Origin of the sequence: Bacillus sp. 22446 (genome assembly GCF_052044955.1) — a bacterium.
Classification (GTDB): domain Bacteria; phylum Bacillota; class Bacilli; order Bacillales; family Bacillaceae; genus Bacillus; species Bacillus altitudinis.
The window spans coordinates 497,245-515,587 of record NZ_JBQEOD010000002.1 but is presented as its reverse complement, the minus strand read 5'-3'; the positions used below and the strand labels follow the sequence as shown (position 1 = coordinate 515,587).

Here is an 18,343-nt window from a genome sequence, read left to right as displayed (position 1 = left end):
TCTATCACCACCTCCACTCTGTTCATACCATTTTCGCCAAAACATTTAGAAAATAAGCAAAAAAGAGCTGAATCATTATAGATCCAGCTCTTTTTCAATTTCTTTTTTTGTGAGCATTTGATGTTTTACAGACAGGATACGCCCTTTTTCATCTAGTATGTATGTCGTCGGATATGAAAGTACCTGATATCTCGCTTGAATACCTTTTTGATCTAATAAAACAGGAAAACTGACCTTAAGTTCATCAATAAAAGATGCGACGTGATCCACACTCTTTTCAGTGTTCGTCAAATTCACCGCTAGTACCTCAACTTGGTCATTTTCACTTCTAATTGCATCTAGATCTGGCATTTCTGTTCGGCAAGGCTTACACCATGTCGCCCAAAAATTGAGAAGTACTTTTTTCCCTCGATAATCAGATAAAGATGCCGTTTTGCCATCAAGGGTTTTGAGCTCAAAATCAGGGGCTTTGTCCCCTGTTTCAAGACCGATGGCGGGTTCTTTTGGTCCGAATACATTCCATGCAAGTAAACCAATCAACACAAGTAAAACAGCGCTTGCCATTCCTTTTTTCCACATGATTGATCCTCCACTATGTTAAAAAAGAAGAGAAAGCTGTCTAAGCGCCTTCTCTTCTTTGCTTTATTAGTTGCTTGCCAATTTCTCACGCAGTACCATTTGAAGGATACCACCATGACGGTAGTAGTCAATTTCGACTTCACTGTCAAAGCGAACAATTACTTCAAATGTTTTCTCGTTGCCATCTGTATCAATTGCTTTTACAGTGACAAGATCACGCGGACGAACTGTTTCATCAACATCTACTTCGAATGTTTCTGTTCCTGTTAGTCCATAAGTTTCTGCACTTTCACCGTCTTTAAACTGTAAAGGAAGTACGCCCATGAAGACAAGGTTACTTCTGTGGATACGCTCAAAGCTTTCCGCAAGAACGAATTTAATTCCAAGAAGATTTGTTCCTTTTGCAGCCCAGTCACGTGAAGAACCCATTCCGTAGTCTTTGCCTGCTAAGATCGCAAGACCAGTTCCATCTTCTTTATAACGCATGCATGCATCATAAATGGATGTCACTTCACCAGTTGGCCAGTACGTTGTATACCCGCCTTCTGTTCCTGGTGCGATTTGGTTCTTAATGCGGATGTTTGCAAAAGTACCTCTCATCATTACATGGTGGTTACCACGACGTGATCCATATGAGTTAAAGTCTCTTGGCGAAACGCCTCTTTCTTGCAAGTATTTACCTGCAGGCGTGTCTTTACCAATTGCTCCAGCAGGAGAAATATGGTCTGTTGTGACAGAATCACCGAACTTCGCCACTACGCGCAATCCTTTAAGTGGTTCAACTTTACCAGGTTCAACTGATAAGTTTTCAAAAAATGGCGGGTTATCAATGTATGTGGAATTTTCATCCCATTTATACAATGCATCATCCGTTGTTTTAATTTCATTCCAGCGGTCATTGTTGTCAAAAACAGTTTCATACTCTGAACGGAATAGCTCAGGTGTGACCGTACTTTTGACGACGCTGTTGATTTCATCCATTGATGGCCAAATGTCATTGAAATAAACGTTCTCGCCATTTTTATCGACACCAATCGGATCTTTTGTTAAATCAATATTCACCGTACCAGCAAGCGCATAGGCCACTACTAATGGTGGAGATGCAAGATAGTTTCCTTTTACAAGCGGGTGGATACGCCCTTCAAAGTTACGGTTACCTGATAAAACAGAAGTGATCAGAAGATCATTTTCAGAGACAGCATCTTCAATTTCTTTTTCCAGCGGTCCTGAGTTTCCGATACATGTTGTACAGCCATACCCAACAATGTTAAATCCGAGGTCTCTTAAGTATGGAAGAAGTCCTGAGTTCACGAGGTATCCTGTTACAACCTTAGAACCTGGCGCTAGTGACGTTTTCACGTAGTTTGGCACCTTCATGCCAAGCTCACTTGCTTTCTTCGCAACAAGACCTGCTCCGATTAAGACGTATGGGTTCGATGTATTCGTACAGCTCGTAATCGCTGCAATGGCAATCGCACCTGTCTTCATCACAGCTTTTTCACCATTTGCTAGATCAAATTCGATTTGTTTGTCTAGCTCTGATTTTTCTAAGCCAAACCCTTGGTTACCAGCTGGGCTTTCGATGTGTTTATGGAACGTCTCTTTCATTTGAGAAAGTGGAATCAAATCTTGTGGACGTTTAGGACCAGATAAGTTTGACTCAATTTGAGAAAGATCAATTTCCACAACATCAGTAAAGATTGGCTCTTCTGCATCTGGCGTATAGAATAAGCCATTTGCGCGAGAATATTCTTCAACGATATTAATTTGCTCTTCATCACGTCCAGTAAGGCGAAGGTAAGCAAGAGCTTCCTCATCTACTGGGAAGAATCCGCAAGTAGCACCGTATTCAGGCGCCATGTTTGCAATTGTTGCACGATCTGCTAACGGCAATTGTGCAACACCAGGTCCGAAGAACTCGACGAACTTGTTCACTACGCCTTTTTCACGAAGAACTTGTGTCACTTTTAATGCAAGGTCAGTTGCAGTTGTTCCGTTTGGAAGCTCTCCAACTAATTTAGCACCAATAACTTCTGGTACTGGGAAGTATGAAGGCTGACCAAGCATACCAGCTTCTGCTTCGATACCGCCAACGCCCCATCCAAGTACACCGATACCGTTAATCATTGTTGTATGTGAGTCAGTACCAACTAATGTATCTGGGTAAGTGATGATCTCGCCATCTTCTTCGATTGCATGAACAACACTTGCAAGATACTCTAAGTTCACTTGGTGAACGATCCCTGTTGCAGGCGGAACAGCTTGATAATTGTTAAACGCTTTCTTTGCCCAGCTAAGGAAGTTATAACGCTCTGCGTTACGTTCGAATTCTAAATCCATGTTAATGTTTAATGCATCTTCAGTTCCAGCTTTATCGACTTGTACAGAGTGGTCAATGACCAGGTCAACTGGAATTTCAGGGTTGATTTTATCTGGGTCTCCTCCCACATCTGCCATTGCTTTTCTTAAAGAAGCAAGGTCAACGACAGCTGGCACACCCGTGAAGTCTTGTAAAATAACACGAGAAGGTTTAAATGGAACATCAATTTCTTTTACCTCGGCAGTTCCCCATTTTGCCAAGTTTTCAACGTGTTCCTTTTTGATCACTCTACCGTCTACTTGGCGAAGCACTGATTCTAAAAGTACCTTAATGGAATAAGGCAGCTTAGAAACATTTCCGATTCCTTGTTTCTCTAGTGCTTCTAACGAATAATAGTGATACGTTTTCCCATTTGTCGAAAACGTTTTTCTAGATTGAAAAGCGTCTTGTTTAGCGACTTGCTGCTGTTTCGACATGTCCAAAATCCCCCTTTTGATGATCAAGATCAATTTCAATTCTCAGAAAAATCGTCGTATTTCACCACAATTTTCTCACAATTTCATCTTAAAACAAATTCATACATAAGTAAATAACAATGCTTTTATTAAATTCAATAAGTTTAGCTTATCATAAGGAAATGATTACTCTTCATAAACTGAGCAGCACGGGTTCATACTAATGCTGAGGTGATAGAACATGACAAAAAGAAAAGCAAATCATGTCATTGACGGCATGAACGCAGCCAAAAGCCAAGGAAATGGTGCAGGCTATATAGAAAATGATCAGCTCGTTTTAACAGAAGAACAAAAGCAAAACAATAAAAAGCGTAAAAAAAACCAATAAGAAAGGAGTGAGAAATGATGACGGACAAAAACACTGGGAAAGACATACGTCAAAACTCTCCTAAAGAGCATCAAGGCGGGCAACCTGAGCCACTATCAGGCAGTAAAAAAGTGAAAAATCGCAACCATACAAGACAAAAGCACAATTCACATCATGATATGTAAACATTTTCTCTAAAGCCCGTGACCAAACGGGATGTTTTAGGTCTTTCACACATTTCAGCTTTTATCATATGATTTATTATGAGATGTGATGGAGGAGTGTTTATGGAGAATGAAAAGCAAGTGAATTCCTCTGATTTTCTTGAAATAGATGATTGGCTGAATGTATTAATGGACGATCCTTTTGCATGGTATGACGAACAGCTCCCAATAGATCTTTATGAAACGAGCCGTGATTATATTATTGAGATCGACCTCTCCACCCTGTCGATCACTGATTTAAAACTGACCTTTTCCGGATGTGAGCTCATCCTCGCTTATTTGATTGATGAAAGAGAACAGCCGATTGAAAAAAGTGTCATGCTCCCTTTTTATTTGAATGACAAAGACATTGATACAGATTACGAAAACAGAATCATATCAATCAAAATCAAAAAGGATGCCCATCGTCAAGACGGAGCATTTTCCTTTCAAATGCCGCACTTCAAACATTAAGAGCCCGCCTGTATACAGGCGGGCTCTCTTCCGTTCGTTTCAAGTCAATACCTTGTGCGAACCACCATGGCCAAATAGTAGAGTCGCTATACAATAATGTATTCCTTTTCTACTAAATGGTTTGGGTCATTCTAGTAAATGGGCGCCTCTTGATCAAAAAAGGCGTTTATAGAGAAAAAACTCATACATTTTTGTTATTTTCTTCTACCTTCCCTTCATGTAAAATAGAGTAGAGAGAAGGGATATAGGGAGTGAGAACATGTTAAGCGGCTGGTTTTTGTGGTTCATTTTATTTTGGGGTACAGTGATGATTGGATTACTAGCAATCGGTGGCTTTTTTATGTTTCGCAAGTTTTTAAAACGATTGCCGAAAGAAGACGGGAAATCAGAGCTTGATTGGCAGGATGAATATATTCAAAAGAGCCTGCACCTATGGCGCGATGAAGACAAACAGCTATTAAATGAGCTAGTATTACCGGTTCCAGAACTTTTTAGAGATGTCGCCAAAGAAAAAATCGCCGGTAAAATTGGCGAGCTGGCACTTAAAGAACAAGCGGCCAGCATTAATTTAGACTTAATCATTCGCGGCTATATTATCGCTACACCGAAGCGGGATCATAAATTTCTACTAAAGCGCCTTCAAGAAAAAAAGATCGACCATTCACCATATGAATCTTTATTAAAATAACCTCCTTTTTAAAAAGGAGGTTTAATTTATTTGGGCCTGCTGCAGATCTAATTGTTTAGACATCTTTCTAAACGACAAATACATCGCAACCCGCCAAGGGACAATCATGCCAAAGGCTAGAATCCAAAACATCCCGCTGAGCGCACCATAATCAATGGAAGAGCTTAAAATCGTCTTCATTCCGATACGAAGGACAAGAAGTCCAATGAGAATAAACACAAATGCTTTTGAACGTTTCAAATAGATTTCATTGCCTCTAATTTCAAATTTCGATGTTTTAATTAAAAAGATAGAGAAAAACATCCCTACAGTAATCGCCTCTAAAAATTCAGCTCCAGTTACTTGAAACATTGGCACAAAAAACATCAGTGCACCAGTGCTCATAAAGATAGGAGGTAATATAATTTTTTTCGCGGTTGCAGGTTTTGCTGATGATTTAATGCGAATAAACATGACGGCTACCGCCATACATACCGCCACTATAGAAGAAATTATGATCATCATATCAAATCATTCCTTTATTCTTTAAGGTCAGTCTATGTATAATATACTCCAATTGACGAAAAAAAACCATTCGCCGCGACTGTAGAAAACGATTTCAAAAGCCCGTAAATCCTCCAAATAATGATGAGAACATAATAATGATCCATGTCAGAAGATCAAAGAACAGCAAGATCCCTACTACGATCATAATAATCCCGCCAGTTTTCATGATGAGCTGCTGACGCTTTCTGATCCAAGCCATTTTTGTGATGAAAAAGGAAAGAACAAAAAATGGGATAGCAAAACCTAATACATACGCAATCATGTAGGTCACAGCGGACTCTGGCTTGTTGCTGGCAAGTGTGATGACAGCTGATAAAATCGGGCCGGTACATGGTGTCCAACCAGCAGCAAAACCCATTCCGATGAGAATCGATCCAAAAAAACCGGCTGGACGATTTTTAAACTGCAACCTCTTTTCTCCCATTAAAAAAGAAGGCTGAAATACACCAAGAATCATAAAGCCAAAGAAAATAATGAGAATAGCACCAATTTGACGAATCGCATCTTGATATTCAATGAAAAACTTCCCAACAAACGATGTCCCAAATCCAATGGCAATAAAAATGAGAGAGAACCCAATTAAAAAGAATAATGTATGAAGAAGACTTCTTCTTCTCAGCATCACCTTCTCAGATTTCACTTCATCTATACTAACGCCCGTAATATAGGATAAAAAGGCTGGATAAAGTGGCAGACAGCACGGTGAGATAAAAGATAGAAACCCTGCTCCAAACGCTAAAAAGTAATTCAAATCTGACAAAAGAACACCCCCTTCTTACAATATACAATAAGAGATGACAAATTCATTTCATTTTTTTTACATCGCCTCAATAAAGATGGTCTAATCTCTTAAAACCTTATATAATTTAATTTGACATCAAGATACCAAACCCTTTAAATTTGAAAATAAACCTTAAAATGGATATAATAGAATCGATTCTTTTTATCAAGATTTGCATGAAAGGAACATGACTTTGGTAAAAACATCATTATTAACTCAAATTGAAGAAAAAAGAGAAGAGCTGATGAAAGTTGTCTTGCATAATGGGATGACATCAACAGTGACCATCGAACATAGCCAGCAGCTAGATCATCTCCTCTTACAATATCAACGACACTTACACTCAAACTCAGCCAACTAATGATATCTCAAGATAGAAACAAATGCCGCACGATTTTAGAAAAGTTGATATGTGTGACAATAAAAGAAACGAAAACCTCTGCTCACAGGGGTTTTTTGTTTTGTCTTTAACGGACGGTTCACGGCAAAATAAAAACCACTTTCCCTGCTTTATTCATGCAAGTACAGTGGTTTTATGCGTCTGATGAAGGTGACTTCAATAAAGAAAGGACATCGCTTGTCCAATCTTTAGGGACCATGTTCCATCTATGATCATAATAACGTACGTATTATTTCGCTTGGTTGTTCATGGCTTTCATCATTTGATTGATTTTCTTTTGGGACGGTTTCATGCCCATTTGCATCATCATCATTCGAAGCATTTGTTCATTAATTGGTGGATTCTTTTTCAAGTAGCTCATCATATACTTACGAGCAATAAAGAATCCGAGTGCAACTCCTGCAAGCAATGCAACAACGCCTACAAGGATGACAACCCATAAATCCATAATTCTTCCTCCTTCATGTTGTCTCGTATAAAGTGTACTAAACAAAAGGCTATTATACAACATTTCACGTTCAATTTTATTTTTTTAAACAAAATTCCTCACTTTTACCGGATTGAGCCACCCGTGCTTCTTTGATCCAAAGTCCATAGCCAGGAAACAAGGACTAATTTTTCTTAGTACTTCAAAAAACACCGCTTCTGCCTCATAACTGCCTGTGGCAGACATTTGAATGTAACGGTCTTTTATAATGAATGCGGCTGTGCCTTTTCCATCTGGCAGCGATGCACTGTATATTGAGCCTATTTGTGTATAGTGAATGTTGGTTAAATTGTTCATTAAACGCTGGTGCATATGAAAAGCAGGGATTCGTTTCGTTACATAATCCACTTGCTTAACAAGCATGACTAATTCGTCATCACTGCGGTTCGTCCAGTGTAACGATTCAAACAAATGAAACAAAATAGATTCTCTACCAAAATAATGATGAGCAAACTCATCCTCAATCCAATAAATATAATAATGGCGTTCCATGTCTATCCCTTCCTTTCACATTTCGTCAATCTCGCTTATTGCTTGTATTATACAAAAATGTGAAAGAAAGAATTGTCTATATATGAAGCAAGAAGAAACTAGTTTTGTCAAAAAAACAAGAAAAAAGAAAAAAGTTTGCAGAGCATAGTGAAAAGCTCTGCAAACCGACTGCAAAAAAGCATGATGCTTGGAGACTGATTATTTATTCAGCTTTGCTTTTACGCGGCTCACCACGTTGCTGACAGTGAAACCGTATTTTTCAATAATGGTTTCGCCTGGTGCAGAAGCGCCAAATTTATCAATCGCAATCACATCGCCATCAAGGCCAGTGTAACGTTCCCAGCCAAGTGAAGCACCCATTTCGATTGCAACACGTGCTCTCACTGCTTTAGGAAGAACGGACTCTTTGTATTCGTCTGACTGCTCATCAAAGCGATCCCATGCAGGTAAGCTCACGACAGAAACGCGAATGCCTTCTTTTTCAAGTGCTTTTTGTGCTTCAATGGCTAAACCTACTTCAGATCCTGAAGCAAGTAGAAGAGCTTCTGGCTGTGCATCAGCTGCTTCAACGACGACATATCCACCTTTTTCTACGCCTTCATACGCCTTCTCTGGTGCTTGATCAATCGTTGGAAGGTTTTGACGAGTAAGAACAAGCGCTGTCGGTTTATTCGTTGAAGATACAGCAATTTTCCATGCTGCAGCTGTTTCGTTTCCATCAGCTGGACGAATAACAGAAAGGTTAGGCATCGCACGTAATGAAGCGAGCTGTTCAACTGGCTCATGCGTTGGTCCATCTTCCCCAACCGCAATGCTGTCATGCGTAAATACATAAGTGACAGGAAGTCCCATTAATGCAGCAAGACGAATGGCAGGTCTTAAGTAGTCTGAGAAAACAAAGAATGTTCCACCGAATACACGAAGTCCGCCGTGAAGTGCCATACCGTTTAATGCTGCACCCATTGCGAATTCTCTCACACCAAACCAAATGTTTCTGCCAGCATAATTCTCTCTACCAAAGTCATTTGTATCTTTGATTGTTGTTTTATTTGATCCAGCAAGGTCAGCAGACCCACCAATAAAGAATGGTACTTGCTTTGCAATGCCATTTAATACTTCTCCAGAAGAAGCACGAGAGGCAAGGCTTGAACCTGCTTCATAAACAGGAACTTCTTGATCCCAATTCTCAGGAAGTTTTCCTTCAATCGCGAGCTTCAGCTGAGCTGCCAGTTCTGGATATTCTTTTTCATATTGCTCAAACAGTTCATTCCACGCTGATTCTTTTTTCTGTCCAGCGTCTTTAACAGCTGTTTTGAAATGATCGTACACTTCAGAAGGTACATGGAAATCTTCTTCAAACGTCCAAGAATAAGCTTCCTTCGTTAGCTTCGCTTCCTCACTGCCAAGCGGTGCACCGTGCACCCCAGACGTTCCCGCACGGTTTGGAGAACCGAAACCGATTGTCGTCTTCACTTCAATAAGTGTAGGTTTGTCTGTACTTTGTTTGGCTTTTTCAATGGCAGCCGTCACTTCTTCAATGTTATTGCCGTCTTTTACATAAAGAACTTCCCAATTCATCGCTTCAAAACGATTCTTCACATTTTCAGAGAAAGAACGATCAAGGTCGCCATCTAAAGAAATGTCGTTTGAATCATAAAGAACAATTAAACGGCCTAAGCCTAAATGACCAGCAAGTGAAGCAGCTTCAGAGGAAATGCCCTCCATTAAGTCTCCATCTCCGCAAATGCTGTATGTATAGTGATCCACAACATTAAAATTGTCTTTGTTATACGTTTCTGCAAGATGTCTTTCTGCAAGTGCCATTCCAACAGCCATCGCAATCCCTTGTCCTAAAGGACCTGTTGTCGCATCTACGCCCTCTGTATGTCCAAACTCAGGATGTCCAGGTGTTTTGCTTCCCCATTGGCGGAATTGTTTTAAATCTTCGATGCTCAGATTGTATCCGCTTAAATGAAGCATGCTATATAAAAGCATAGAGCCATGTCCCGCAGATAACACAAAACGGTCTCTGTTAAACCAATTTGGATTTTGCGGACTTACGTTTAAGTGATTCGTCCATAAAGCGTATGCCATTGGTGCAGCGCCCATCGGCATTCCAGGGTGACCGGAATTCGCTTTTTCAATTGCGTCTATGGAGAGAGTACGTATTGTTGCAATAGATTTCAATTCAATCGTTTCCATATAAATCCCCTTCCGTATCTTGTGTACACCATTATCATAAATCTACTGTCCTTTTTTCACAACTATTTCACGCCGAAAAAGAAGGATTTTGTCACATTTAGTTTATCGATCACCTAAAAACTTATGCAAATATGAAAAAAGATGAGAATATTCCTCCCATCTTTTCAAAAATAAAGAAATGACGACCTTTAATGAAGATTCTGGTCTCTTTCTCTTTTTAATTTTTCTGGTGTGACATCGTTTCCTTCTGGATCGACGATTTTCACGGTTTTGAGTGTATTTTTCATAGAAGAACGAAAAGCCTTTAAATATTCCTCTCTTAATTGCTTCTGTTCTGTTTTCTCAGCGTCCGACAAACCGGCCTCTTTCGACTTTTTTGAAAGCTCATTGATTCTTGCAAGCTGTTCTTTAGAAATCATGACAAACTCCTTTAAAACATTTTCTCTACATACTACTAAATATCAGTCATTTTTACAACAAATCACGCTTTAAGTCGCAAGCCCTTTTTCATATTCTTGGTACCTTCTATGGACGGTTGCTTTTGAAATGTCAAAACCAAGTGCCTGCAATGTCACTGCAATTTCAGCGAATGTCATGTTGTTTTTTCTTAATCGAACAATTTCAGAAATCGGTACTTCAATACGTTCGCGGCCAGGCGCCTGTTCTTGGTGTTTTAAATTCAGTTCGGGTTGATACCCTCGCTCAACAGCTTTTTTCATCCCACGCTTAATTTTCAAATTATGAATTTTCCGCTGATACTCTTCTACAACGCCTACAATTTCAATGACCATCTCGTCTGCTTCTGAAAGCTCAAGCTCTCCTCTATGAAATACGCTGTACACCTTGACTTTTTCTTTAAACAGACAATGGAGAAGAGCGATTTTCGCCTGCCCTCTTCCAAGGCGTGTCTCATCTTGAATGAGAACAGCATCGATTTCTTCCTCTTTCAGCGCAGCCAGCATGTCAAAAACACCGTCACGATCAAGATCGTATCCACTCGCTTTTTCTTTAATCACTTTGACTACATTCATCTTGTGCGCTGCGGCTAAAGCAAGCAGTTCTTCTTCTTGTCTTTTAAGCGAGGTTTCTTGCTCTTCTTTGGCAGTACTTACTCTCGCATAAATGATTGCATTCATGTCTTCAATCGACCTTTCTACTGTACTGTTGCAAGTTGATATACGACTGGATGCTCTTTTTTAACTGGAATGACAAGGATATCTCCAGGCTGGATGTCAGTTGAAGCGAGATCATTGTGTTCAGTTACCCAGTCAATAAAAGCATTTTTATCGATTGATTTACTGTCGTTTACTTGGTCAGCTAATCCCCAAAGAGTATCACCTGATTGAACCTCTATTTTAACATATTGATTTGGATCATTATGGCTAGTGACTGCAATAAGTGAGAGAAATATGCCAACGATGAATGAGAATAGCCCAATAAAAATAATAGATTCCTTTAACCTCATAATGTCATCTCTCCTAATAGAATGTGTGTTCGTTCTTTCTGTCACTCATTATAAATACGAACAAACGTTTCTGTCAAACGTTTTTTTCGAACCTATGTTTGTACTGTTAGGAAAAACATGCTATAATTTCTTTAAAATTGACGTTTTGAGGTGCAAAAGATGACGAAGCTATCAAAAAGACAACTCGATATCCTGAAATTCATAAAAGAAGAAGTAAAAAGCAAGGGTTATCCCCCATCCGTTCGTGAAATTGGCGAAGCTGTCGGTCTAGCATCAAGTTCAACTGTCCATGGACATTTAGCTAGACTAGAAACGAAAGGTTTAATTAGAAGAGACCCAACAAAACCTAGAGCGATCGAAGTACTAGATGAAGAGGAAATGAATATTCCAAAGAGCGCTGTAATGAATGTTCCAGTCATCGGAAAAGTCACAGCAGGCTTGCCTATCACGGCTGTTGAGAATGTAGAAGAATATTTCCCACTTCCAGAAACTTTTGCAGCGCCAGATGAACAAGTATTTATGCTTGAAATTATGGGAGAAAGTATGATTGATGCAGGTATTTTGGACAAAGACTACGTCATTGTGCGTCAGCAAAGCACTGCCAACAATGGAGATATCGTGGTGGCTATGACAGAAGAAGATGAAGCAACAGTGAAACGTTTTTATAAGGAAGATACACACTTTAGATTACAGCCCGAGAATCCATCAATGGAACCGATTATTTTACAGAATGTGAGTATACTAGGTAAAGTGATTGGCGTATTTAGAAATATTCATTAAAAAAAGCCGGTATTTCATCAACTGCTGATGAGAGCCGGCTTTTTCTTTTATGAACAAGAATATGCAAGAATACTGGAGCTTGGGAACGAGCCGAATGTAAAGTTCGGCCATATGAAACCTGTTGTACGGCCAAAAGGCTGCGACGAAAGAACATACATGAGAAATACTTGACCGTTTCTAAGGAACACAATGGTCCACCTTCTATTACATCCAGCTGCAAATTGAACCGTTTGCTGGCTTCCGCCTACACTCTGCCCTGCAATGAGCGGCTGCATACTTTGAGGCTGAGAGACTGCTTGTTGATATTGCGAGATGATATGCTGCGGCGGGGCTGGCGGGACCGATTGTCCTCCTGCACCTTGCCCTTGCCCAGTCCCTCCGAATGGCAAGCCGGGAAATCCTCCAACTTGAGAAATAGGAAACGCCGGCATGCTTTGTACCTGCCGATCGTACAAGTACCCATTCCACGTACCTTCATATGGATTATACATACTAAACACCACTTTCTTAGACATTCATCACGACAGTATATGTCATACATAAAAAAAGAGTGTTGAGGAGACAAATAGAAATCTTTCCAAAAGACGTTTTATTCTTCTTTAGAACGGTTAAATACTAATGAGGAAGAAAAAAATAAAAAAATGAAAACTTTTTGTCTCCCTCAAACGTTATATAGATAGAAAGAAAAGAAATAAAAAACATTTAGATTTAATACTTGTAATATCTCTGTAACTATTGTAACATTTGTAACATAAGAAGTTTTCATTGAGAAAAGGAGGCAATCGCCTTGAAAAAATTATTTGTTTTATTAACCGCTATTATGCTTATGATCTCATTACAAACAACAACACTGGCCGCTTCCAAAAAATCAGCCGCTTTGACAAATAAAGAAGCGTTACATATTGCCCTTGATGCAAGAGAACACTTTTGGAGTGCTATGTCAGGCTACAACATTAAAGAGCATTCAGATTACAAATTAAAATCATTTACTTATAAAGACATGACTTACAACTACCTGTCTAACACATTTGATACAAAGAAAAAACTAAACAGCTATCTATCTCAAGTGTTCACAAAAGATGCCATTACTCACGGTTTAAAAGACTATCAGTTCATCGTTCATAAAGGAAAAATGGCTGTGCCAGTTGGTGACGGAGACAATATGCTTAATTGGGATAAGGCAACACCTAAACTCGTCTCTAAGAAAAATACAATCCGCACATACGAATTCACAGTCCCAACACTTGATGGACGCAAGGTAAAACGTACTGTCACTTTCGAGAAAGTACAAAAGGATTGGAAAGTAACAAAAATTGACGCTGTGATCTAAATAAAAAACCAGGCCGTTTACTAGGCCTGGTTTTTTATATTGGTGAAAATTCAGTCATACGATCTAAAGCGTGAGCAAGTGATGAAGCCGTTTGAAATTCATTAAAAGGAAGTCCAAGCTGTACAGCCGTTTGAGCAATTTCTGGTCTAATACCTGAAATGGTCGTATCAACCCCGATTAACCGAAGTGACGTGACAAGATCAAAGATTTGATGTGCTACCATCGTATCAATGATGACGACACCCGATAAATCAATACATAAATGTTGAACACCTTTTTGCGAACACTGTTTTAATGTATTTTCTAAGATAATCTTTGCTCGCGCAGTGTCAATATCTCCAACTAAAGGCAATAAGGCAACATGACTTTTTAACACAATGACTGGGGAACTCAACTCATAAATCATGTCTCTTTGTGCAACGAGTTTTTTGGTGGTATTTTTCACATATTGCTGAATAAAGACATGAATTGAAATGTTAAATGCCTCAGATATCAAATCATACCAATAAAATATTCGGTCAATGTCAATATCACCTTGATGCTGTTTTATAAACTCTTTTAAGTAATGAAGAACTACTCTTTGATTGGACATATATTCTCTCACGACGTAATCTAATGGCGTGTTCAAGTGCTTCGGATCACTTGCTAAGTCTTCAGACCATTTTTTAAATTTCGTATGTAAATACGTCTTGTCTTCAATAAGTGCGCGTATAAAATGCTGATAATAATCTTGATTTTGCCGTTTTAGCTCTGCTATGATGCTGGAATCTGTTGAACGATAAATGGATTCTGGATCATCATCCTCAATTGATTCATACCATGTTTCAGTCAGTTTCTCTGCATGTTGCATGAAAAAATCGTATAATGCACGGTTCTTTTCCATAAGCATATGTCCCTTCACATTTTCTACTTGTCAGTCTTTGTACCTGATGGATTGATTGTACCACTGAATCTTTTGTACCTGCTAGCTCGAATACGCTCCTGTTGAACAAAAAGAGCCCCTCTCAAGGAGCCTCTTGTCTATGTTTATTTGACAATAAATAAAATTCGTTTCCCGTCAGGATACCCACTGATTTGATGCCCGACCCATGAACCAGCGCCTCTATTATCTGATGGACTGACATATTGAACGCTCGCCCCCTTTCCTCCTTCAAGACACACCGCCATCGGCCATTCATCCCGGTCAAAACCAGGTTTTGTGGGAATTCCTTTTAATGATTCTTGCCTGCGAGCATCTGCCCCATTTCGGTCAATGGTACACACGTCTGAGTGTCCTTTTCGAATAGCTTCTTGAATATGACTGCCTGTTTCAGGATACCGTTCCTTAGGAAATTGAATCACATGATCATAACGATCTGCCCCTTTTGCGGAACGATCCTCTCCAAAACCACCTAATAACGCACCCATCCAAATGACAAAACAAAGAACGACAGCAGCGATCCAGCCTTTTCTCATCTTCAAAAGCTCGTGACCTCCTCATACTTTTGATGAAATGATGTTGACTTCTAGGGAATGAGTCATTTTTAATGTATGAGTGGCTGAGTGATGACATGTGAAAAACATGAGCTGAATCTTCCTAGATACTGATCCATAAGAAAAAACGAATGATCTCTTCATCATTCGCCTTGTTCTAATTAAGATATTTCATCTACTCTATATAATGTTTCGTTTTGTAAAGACATCTCGGACGGCATCCCCTCTTCAGCTGATGAGGATCGTTTATATTCTTCAGATGAGATGACTGTACCATGTGATTTAATCCAGCTAACCAATTTGCTGTTAGCTGATGACTGATTGTCTGGTAATAAAAAGTATTTCACCTTTCCTTGTTGAATAAGTGCTTTTAATTTGTTGACAGTCAAAATAGGATCTGTCCCATTAAAACCACCTAATGCCATGACATTCTCATCTTCATCAATGATATATGGCGCTGCGGTAACAGTCGTAAGCGTTGCAAATAAATACGTTTCACCTGTTTGATGAGCCTTTAAATAAGTGAGTAAGCCTTGATCGACACTAGATGTAAACATGTTCCCTCCTCGTGAACTAGCCAGCTGTACACCTGCTTCTGGAAGAACAGCATTTCCACCATATATGATTGGGGTGGCGGACCAAAAACCTGGAAACAGTAACAGCGTTGTCAAAGCAGTGATGAGCAGTCGTTTCATGATCAATTGTTTTTCTCTGTACATCAGCAATAGGATAGCGATACTTGTTCCCGCAATCGCAATGGCATACATCCAAATACTACTGATTTGAGTCGTATAGTTACTCAAAATATACCCTTGGAAGATGGCTGTAACAGCGATTGCTGCTGGAAGCAAATACGCAGATACTCCTTTGTTTGCCTTAAATAACTCTCCCATCTTCTTAGCTCCTATGCCGCATAGTGCTGCAATAGGCGGGGCAAGCATAATGAGATAGTAATGGTGAAAGAAACCCGCAATACTAAAGAATCCGGCAGCAGGAATCAGCCATGCTGTCCAAAACATCGTTTGTTTCCATTCATTTAATTGAGCTTTTCTCTCCTTCCACCAACTGATGATCATCCCTAAAAGCCCAAACAAAGCAAACGGCAGCATCCAGCTGATTTGACCTGACAATGCAGATTGAAATAAACGAAATATACCGGGATTCCCCGTGCCATACATATTCATACTTTGTTGACCTACAGCACTTCCAGGCGGAGAACCACCACCTGGACCATGTTGAGGTGGCATCATTTGATTTTGGGATGGAGGCGGCTGATTTCTGTTTGACTGATTCTCTGACGAATTCCCTAATCCAGAATTGTCTGGCATCACCATACCTGCTTGCTGGTTCATGTCACCAAAAGATTTCCCTGTCGTCTGACCAAGCAGCCGTTCCGTGCCGTTATACCCAAAGGCAAGTTCTAACACTGAATTTGTTTGGCTGCTTCCCACATAAGGGCGCTCACTTTCAGCTGTCATATCTACAGCAACTGCCCACGATAGAGATAAGCAGACTAATACGACGATCGAGCATAAGAGAGAGAAAATTTTCTTTTTTAACGGTACGCGAGCAGCAATGAAATAGTAGAAAATAAATGCTGGAACGACCATAAACGCTTGCAGCATCTTCATATTAAATCCTACCGCTACCAAAGCGAAGGCAATAAGAAGCCAGCGCAACTTCCCTCTTTTTACAGCACGCATCAAGAAATACGTACCCGCAAGTAATGTGAAGACGAGCATACTGTCGATATTGTTCGTTCTGCTCACAGCTGCGGCAATTGGTGTGAGAGCCATAACGGCCGCTGACACCCTTGCAGCACCTTGACCGAAAGCCGGTTTTATCATGAGATAAAGAAGAAGAACAGACCCCACTCCAGCAAGTGCCTGCGGCAATATCACACTCCATGTATGAAAGCCAAAAATAAGTGCACTGATGGTTTGAATCCATAAAACGACGGGTGGTTTATCAATTGATACGAATCCAGTTGCATCAAATGAGGCATAAAAAAAGTGATGGAAGCTTTTGGACATACTTTTGACTGCAGCTAAATAATATTGATTGGCACTGTCATTCTGCCAAATTTGATAAGTGTAGAGAAAAGCTGCAATCAGTAAAATCAACAACAATATCATATCTATTTTTTTATTTTTCACTCATATCTCTTCTTTCTTTTTCATTTATTTCATTCAGCATAGCTTGTAAATATGAAATAGTGATGAACAAAAAAAGAAACTTTTCTGCATTTGACGATCAAAAAAGCCTGTCCCCTGTAAAGGAAACAAGCTGATTGTTCTATTTTTTATTGCGCCTTCGCATAGTTGATAAATTCAACAAAGGCAGCCGTCGCTTTTGGTCCGCCGTTGATCGTTCCGTTTGAATAACCCGCATTATGGACCCCGACGATTTGTTGGTTCTGATCTAGCATCGCAGAGCCAGAGTTTCCGCTAAATGTATCGATCGTATAGTATGCGAGATTCGTATCTTCTCTCGTGACTGGACCTGACATTTCCCATTGTGACACTTTGCCAGTCGATCTCATTTTATCACCTGGATATCCAGAAATTTTAATCGTTGTACCTGTTAGATTTGTCACTTGACGAATAGAGCGGTAGCCGACCGTATTTCCAATGTTCGTATCTGTTTTAATGACGGCAAAATCATATTGACTCGCCCCCGTATTGATATATCCGCTTGGTACATAGAATTCGGTCATGTTTGCTGAGCCGTTCACAGCCGTGCTGTCATTCATGCCTGGGTAGACAGACCCTTTTGCACTATAGCTTCTTGTGGCTGTATTGTAGACGCAGTGTCCGTTTGTCAATATTTTGTTTGGAGCAATGAGTGTTCCAGTGCAGCTAGATCCACCAAATGTAATATAAGCAATAGAATTATAGGGTGCTACTCTTGTATTCGTCACTTTTGTTCTACCATCGTCTCCAATGACTACTTTTGTTTGAAAGTCTTTTAAATATGTTGTGAGTGGTTTTACTTTTTCGCCAATAGTAGAAGAGAGATCATCCACTTTGTCAAAGGATGAGGGGGTTTTCATATCGTTGTGGAAGTCAGCTGAAGAAATCACCTTTCCGTCAGAAGTCACCATGTCATAATCAGACGTAAGTACTGAATCAGATGCTGCATGGGCAAAACTAGGCACACTTAAAGCACCAAAAACGAGTAGAGAAGGGATTAATTTTTTCACCTTTTTCATCATATTCCTCCTTTATGTCCTATATCAAAAATGATACGATTGTTTCATATTGGAGTAAATGAGAGAATATTCTTATTTTTTACAAAATAT

The 18,343-nt window shown here is 39.7% G+C and carries 22 protein-coding genes; 7 read left to right on the top strand and 15 right to left on the bottom strand.

Annotated features, from left to right (window positions below; genetic code table 11):
- Positions 1 to 75: 75 nt before the first annotated feature.
- The gene (locus ACTJJD_RS06850) at positions 76 to 579 is read right to left on the bottom strand and encodes a TlpA family protein disulfide reductase (protein WP_008343807.1); all 504 of its coding nucleotides are present in this window, start codon (positions 577 to 579) and stop codon (positions 76 to 78) included.
- A 66-nt stretch (positions 580 to 645) separates the two neighbouring features.
- A complete protein-coding gene (acnA, locus tag ACTJJD_RS06845; protein WP_008343808.1) occupies positions 646 to 3,375 on the bottom strand; it encodes an aconitate hydratase AcnA in 2,730 nt (909 codons plus the stop codon).
- Positions 3,376 to 3,595: 220 nt separating this feature from the next.
- Here acnA and sspO point away from each other — a divergent pair, with 220 nt between their 5' ends.
- From sspO to ACTJJD_RS06825, 4 genes are all read left to right on the top strand, one after another.
- A complete protein-coding gene (gene sspO / locus ACTJJD_RS06840; RefSeq protein ID WP_017359581.1) occupies positions 3,596 to 3,742 on the top strand; it encodes a small acid-soluble spore protein O in 147 nt (48 codons plus the stop codon).
- Between the two features lie 17 nt (positions 3,743 to 3,759).
- Positions 3,760 to 3,906 (top strand): small acid-soluble spore protein P, encoded by a 147-nt coding sequence (locus ACTJJD_RS06835; protein WP_058337579.1) that lies wholly within the window; start codon positions 3,760 to 3,762, stop codon positions 3,904 to 3,906.
- A 102-nt stretch (positions 3,907 to 4,008) separates the two neighbouring features.
- Positions 4,009 to 4,398 carry an Hsp20/alpha crystallin family protein gene (locus tag ACTJJD_RS06830; protein ID WP_025207398.1) on the top strand — a complete coding sequence of 130 codons (390 nt, stop codon included), beginning with the start codon at positions 4,009 to 4,011 and terminating at the stop codon, positions 4,396 to 4,398.
- A 259-nt stretch (positions 4,399 to 4,657) separates the two neighbouring features.
- The gene (locus tag ACTJJD_RS06825) at positions 4,658 to 5,086 is read left to right on the top strand and encodes a DUF2621 domain-containing protein (RefSeq protein WP_007499335.1); all 429 of its coding nucleotides are present in this window, start codon (positions 4,658 to 4,660) and stop codon (positions 5,084 to 5,086) included.
- Positions 5,087 to 5,107: 21 nt separating this feature from the next.
- Here the strand turns inward: ACTJJD_RS06825 and ACTJJD_RS06820 are convergent, their stop codons facing one another.
- Positions 5,108 to 5,590 carry a CcdC family protein gene (locus ACTJJD_RS06820; RefSeq protein WP_007499337.1) on the bottom strand — a complete coding sequence of 161 codons (483 nt, stop codon included), beginning with the start codon at positions 5,588 to 5,590 and terminating at the stop codon, positions 5,108 to 5,110.
- A 94-nt stretch (positions 5,591 to 5,684) separates the two neighbouring features.
- Positions 5,685 to 6,392, bottom strand: a complete 708-nt coding sequence (locus ACTJJD_RS06815) for a cytochrome c biogenesis CcdA family protein (protein ID WP_008343813.1) — start codon at positions 6,390 to 6,392, stop codon at positions 5,685 to 5,687.
- Positions 6,393 to 6,600: 208 nt separating this feature from the next.
- Here ACTJJD_RS06815 and ACTJJD_RS06810 point away from each other — a divergent pair, with 208 nt between their 5' ends.
- Positions 6,601 to 6,774: an aspartyl-phosphate phosphatase Spo0E family protein gene (locus ACTJJD_RS06810; RefSeq protein WP_369810454.1), complete on the top strand. Its 174-nt coding sequence runs from the start codon at positions 6,601 to 6,603 to the stop codon at positions 6,772 to 6,774.
- A 268-nt stretch (positions 6,775 to 7,042) separates the two neighbouring features.
- Here ACTJJD_RS06810 and ACTJJD_RS06805 read toward each other — a convergent pair whose 3' ends face one another.
- The 6 genes from ACTJJD_RS06805 to yneA form a co-directional block, all read right to left on the bottom strand.
- Positions 7,043 to 7,261: a YneF family protein gene (locus ACTJJD_RS06805; RefSeq protein ID WP_003212379.1), complete on the bottom strand. Its 219-nt coding sequence runs from the start codon at positions 7,259 to 7,261 to the stop codon at positions 7,043 to 7,045.
- An 84-nt stretch (positions 7,262 to 7,345) separates the two neighbouring features.
- Positions 7,346 to 7,792: a sporulation inhibitor of replication protein SirA gene (gene sirA, locus ACTJJD_RS06800; protein ID WP_007499339.1), complete on the bottom strand. Its 447-nt coding sequence runs from the start codon at positions 7,790 to 7,792 to the stop codon at positions 7,346 to 7,348.
- Positions 7,793 to 7,990: 198 nt separating this feature from the next.
- Positions 7,991 to 9,994, bottom strand: a complete 2,004-nt coding sequence (gene tkt, locus ACTJJD_RS06795) for a transketolase (RefSeq protein ID WP_008343815.1) — start codon at positions 9,992 to 9,994, stop codon at positions 7,991 to 7,993.
- 188 nt (positions 9,995 to 10,182) lie between these two features.
- Positions 10,183 to 10,413: a DUF896 domain-containing protein gene (locus ACTJJD_RS06790; RefSeq protein ID WP_008343816.1), complete on the bottom strand. Its 231-nt coding sequence runs from the start codon at positions 10,411 to 10,413 to the stop codon at positions 10,183 to 10,185.
- 69 nt (positions 10,414 to 10,482) lie between these two features.
- Positions 10,483 to 11,130: a YneB family resolvase-like protein gene (locus ACTJJD_RS06785; RefSeq protein ID WP_017359583.1), complete on the bottom strand. Its 648-nt coding sequence runs from the start codon at positions 11,128 to 11,130 to the stop codon at positions 10,483 to 10,485.
- Positions 11,131 to 11,147: 17 nt separating this feature from the next.
- Positions 11,148 to 11,459 (bottom strand): cell division suppressor protein YneA, encoded by a 312-nt coding sequence (gene yneA, locus ACTJJD_RS06780; RefSeq protein ID WP_007499348.1) that lies wholly within the window; start codon positions 11,457 to 11,459, stop codon positions 11,148 to 11,150.
- 159 nt (positions 11,460 to 11,618) lie between these two features.
- Here yneA and lexA point away from each other — a divergent pair, with 159 nt between their 5' ends.
- A complete protein-coding gene (gene lexA / locus ACTJJD_RS06775; RefSeq protein WP_007499350.1) occupies positions 11,619 to 12,239 on the top strand; it encodes a transcriptional repressor LexA in 621 nt (206 codons plus the stop codon).
- A 47-nt stretch (positions 12,240 to 12,286) separates the two neighbouring features.
- Here lexA and ACTJJD_RS06770 read toward each other — a convergent pair whose 3' ends face one another.
- Positions 12,287 to 12,730 carry a hypothetical protein gene (locus ACTJJD_RS06770; protein WP_008343821.1) on the bottom strand — a complete coding sequence of 148 codons (444 nt, stop codon included), beginning with the start codon at positions 12,728 to 12,730 and terminating at the stop codon, positions 12,287 to 12,289.
- A gap of 296 nt (positions 12,731 to 13,026) precedes the next feature.
- Here ACTJJD_RS06770 and ACTJJD_RS06765 point away from each other — a divergent pair, with 296 nt between their 5' ends.
- Complete coding sequence (locus ACTJJD_RS06765; RefSeq protein WP_008343822.1) at positions 13,027 to 13,569, top strand: IseA DL-endopeptidase inhibitor family protein; 543 nt, start codon at positions 13,027 to 13,029, stop codon at positions 13,567 to 13,569.
- Between the two features lie 34 nt (positions 13,570 to 13,603).
- Here ACTJJD_RS06765 and ACTJJD_RS06760 read toward each other — a convergent pair whose 3' ends face one another.
- The 4 genes from ACTJJD_RS06760 to ACTJJD_RS06745 all read right to left on the bottom strand — a co-directional run bounded on the left by ACTJJD_RS06760 (position 13,604) and on the right by ACTJJD_RS06745 (position 18,253).
- Entirely contained in the window at positions 13,604 to 14,452 is an 849-nt protein-coding gene (locus ACTJJD_RS06760) for an STAS domain-containing protein (RefSeq protein WP_008343823.1), read from the bottom strand.
- Positions 14,453 to 14,595: 143 nt separating this feature from the next.
- Positions 14,596 to 14,976 carry a NucA/NucB deoxyribonuclease domain-containing protein gene (locus ACTJJD_RS06755; protein WP_224559893.1) on the bottom strand — a complete coding sequence of 127 codons (381 nt, stop codon included), beginning with the start codon at positions 14,974 to 14,976 and terminating at the stop codon, positions 14,596 to 14,598.
- Positions 14,977 to 15,203: 227 nt separating this feature from the next.
- Entirely contained in the window at positions 15,204 to 17,198 is a 1,995-nt protein-coding gene (locus tag ACTJJD_RS06750) for a glycosyltransferase family 39 protein (RefSeq protein ID WP_440608218.1), read from the bottom strand.
- Positions 17,199 to 17,344: 146 nt separating this feature from the next.
- Complete coding sequence (locus ACTJJD_RS06745; RefSeq protein WP_045034804.1) at positions 17,345 to 18,253, bottom strand: trypsin-like serine peptidase; 909 nt, start codon at positions 18,251 to 18,253, stop codon at positions 17,345 to 17,347.
- Positions 18,254 to 18,343: the final 90 nt, after the last annotated feature.

What these genes read in the sequence shown, in the direction of transcription:
- ACTJJD_RS06850 (WP_008343807.1), bottom strand. Translation starts at nt 579, where the DNA reads ATGTGGAAAAAAGGAATGGCAAGCGCTGTTTTACTTGTGTTGATTGGT.
- acnA (WP_008343808.1), bottom strand. Translation starts at nt 3,375, where the DNA reads ATGTCGAAACAGCAGCAAGTCGCTAAACAAGACGCTTTTCAATCTAGA.
- sspO (WP_017359581.1), top strand. Translation starts at nt 3,596, where the DNA reads ATGACAAAAAGAAAAGCAAATCATGTCATTGACGGCATGAACGCAGCC.
- ACTJJD_RS06835 (WP_058337579.1), top strand. Translation starts at nt 3,760, where the DNA reads ATGACGGACAAAAACACTGGGAAAGACATACGTCAAAACTCTCCTAAA.
- ACTJJD_RS06830 (WP_025207398.1), top strand. Translation starts at nt 4,009, where the DNA reads ATGGAGAATGAAAAGCAAGTGAATTCCTCTGATTTTCTTGAAATAGAT.
- ACTJJD_RS06825 (WP_007499335.1), top strand. Translation starts at nt 4,658, where the DNA reads ATGTTAAGCGGCTGGTTTTTGTGGTTCATTTTATTTTGGGGTACAGTG.
- ACTJJD_RS06820 (WP_007499337.1), bottom strand. Translation starts at nt 5,590, where the DNA reads ATGATGATCATAATTTCTTCTATAGTGGCGGTATGTATGGCGGTAGCC.
- ACTJJD_RS06810 (WP_369810454.1), top strand. Translation starts at nt 6,601, where the DNA reads ATGACTTTGGTAAAAACATCATTATTAACTCAAATTGAAGAAAAAAGA.
- ACTJJD_RS06805 (WP_003212379.1), bottom strand. Translation starts at nt 7,261, where the DNA reads ATGGATTTATGGGTTGTCATCCTTGTAGGCGTTGTTGCATTGCTTGCA.
- sirA (WP_007499339.1), bottom strand. Translation starts at nt 7,792, where the DNA reads ATGGAACGCCATTATTATATTTATTGGATTGAGGATGAGTTTGCTCAT.
- tkt (WP_008343815.1), bottom strand. Translation starts at nt 9,994, where the DNA reads ATGGAAACGATTGAATTGAAATCTATTGCAACAATACGTACTCTCTCC.
- ACTJJD_RS06790 (WP_008343816.1), bottom strand. Translation starts at nt 10,413, where the DNA reads ATGATTTCTAAAGAACAGCTTGCAAGAATCAATGAGCTTTCAAAAAAG.
- ACTJJD_RS06785 (WP_017359583.1), bottom strand. Translation starts at nt 11,130, where the DNA reads ATGAATGCAATCATTTATGCGAGAGTAAGTACTGCCAAAGAAGAGCAA.
- yneA (WP_007499348.1), bottom strand. Translation starts at nt 11,459, where the DNA reads ATGAGGTTAAAGGAATCTATTATTTTTATTGGGCTATTCTCATTCATC.
- lexA (WP_007499350.1), top strand. Translation starts at nt 11,619, where the DNA reads ATGACGAAGCTATCAAAAAGACAACTCGATATCCTGAAATTCATAAAA.
- ACTJJD_RS06770 (WP_008343821.1), bottom strand. Translation starts at nt 12,730, where the DNA reads ATGTATAATCCATATGAAGGTACGTGGAATGGGTACTTGTACGATCGG.
- ACTJJD_RS06760 (WP_008343823.1), bottom strand. Translation starts at nt 14,452, where the DNA reads ATGGAAAAGAACCGTGCATTATACGATTTTTTCATGCAACATGCAGAG.
- ACTJJD_RS06755 (WP_224559893.1), bottom strand. Translation starts at nt 14,976, where the DNA reads ATGGGTGCGTTATTAGGTGGTTTTGGAGAGGATCGTTCCGCAAAAGGG.
- ACTJJD_RS06745 (WP_045034804.1), bottom strand. Translation starts at nt 18,253, where the DNA reads ATGAAAAAGGTGAAAAAATTAATCCCTTCTCTACTCGTTTTTGGTGCT.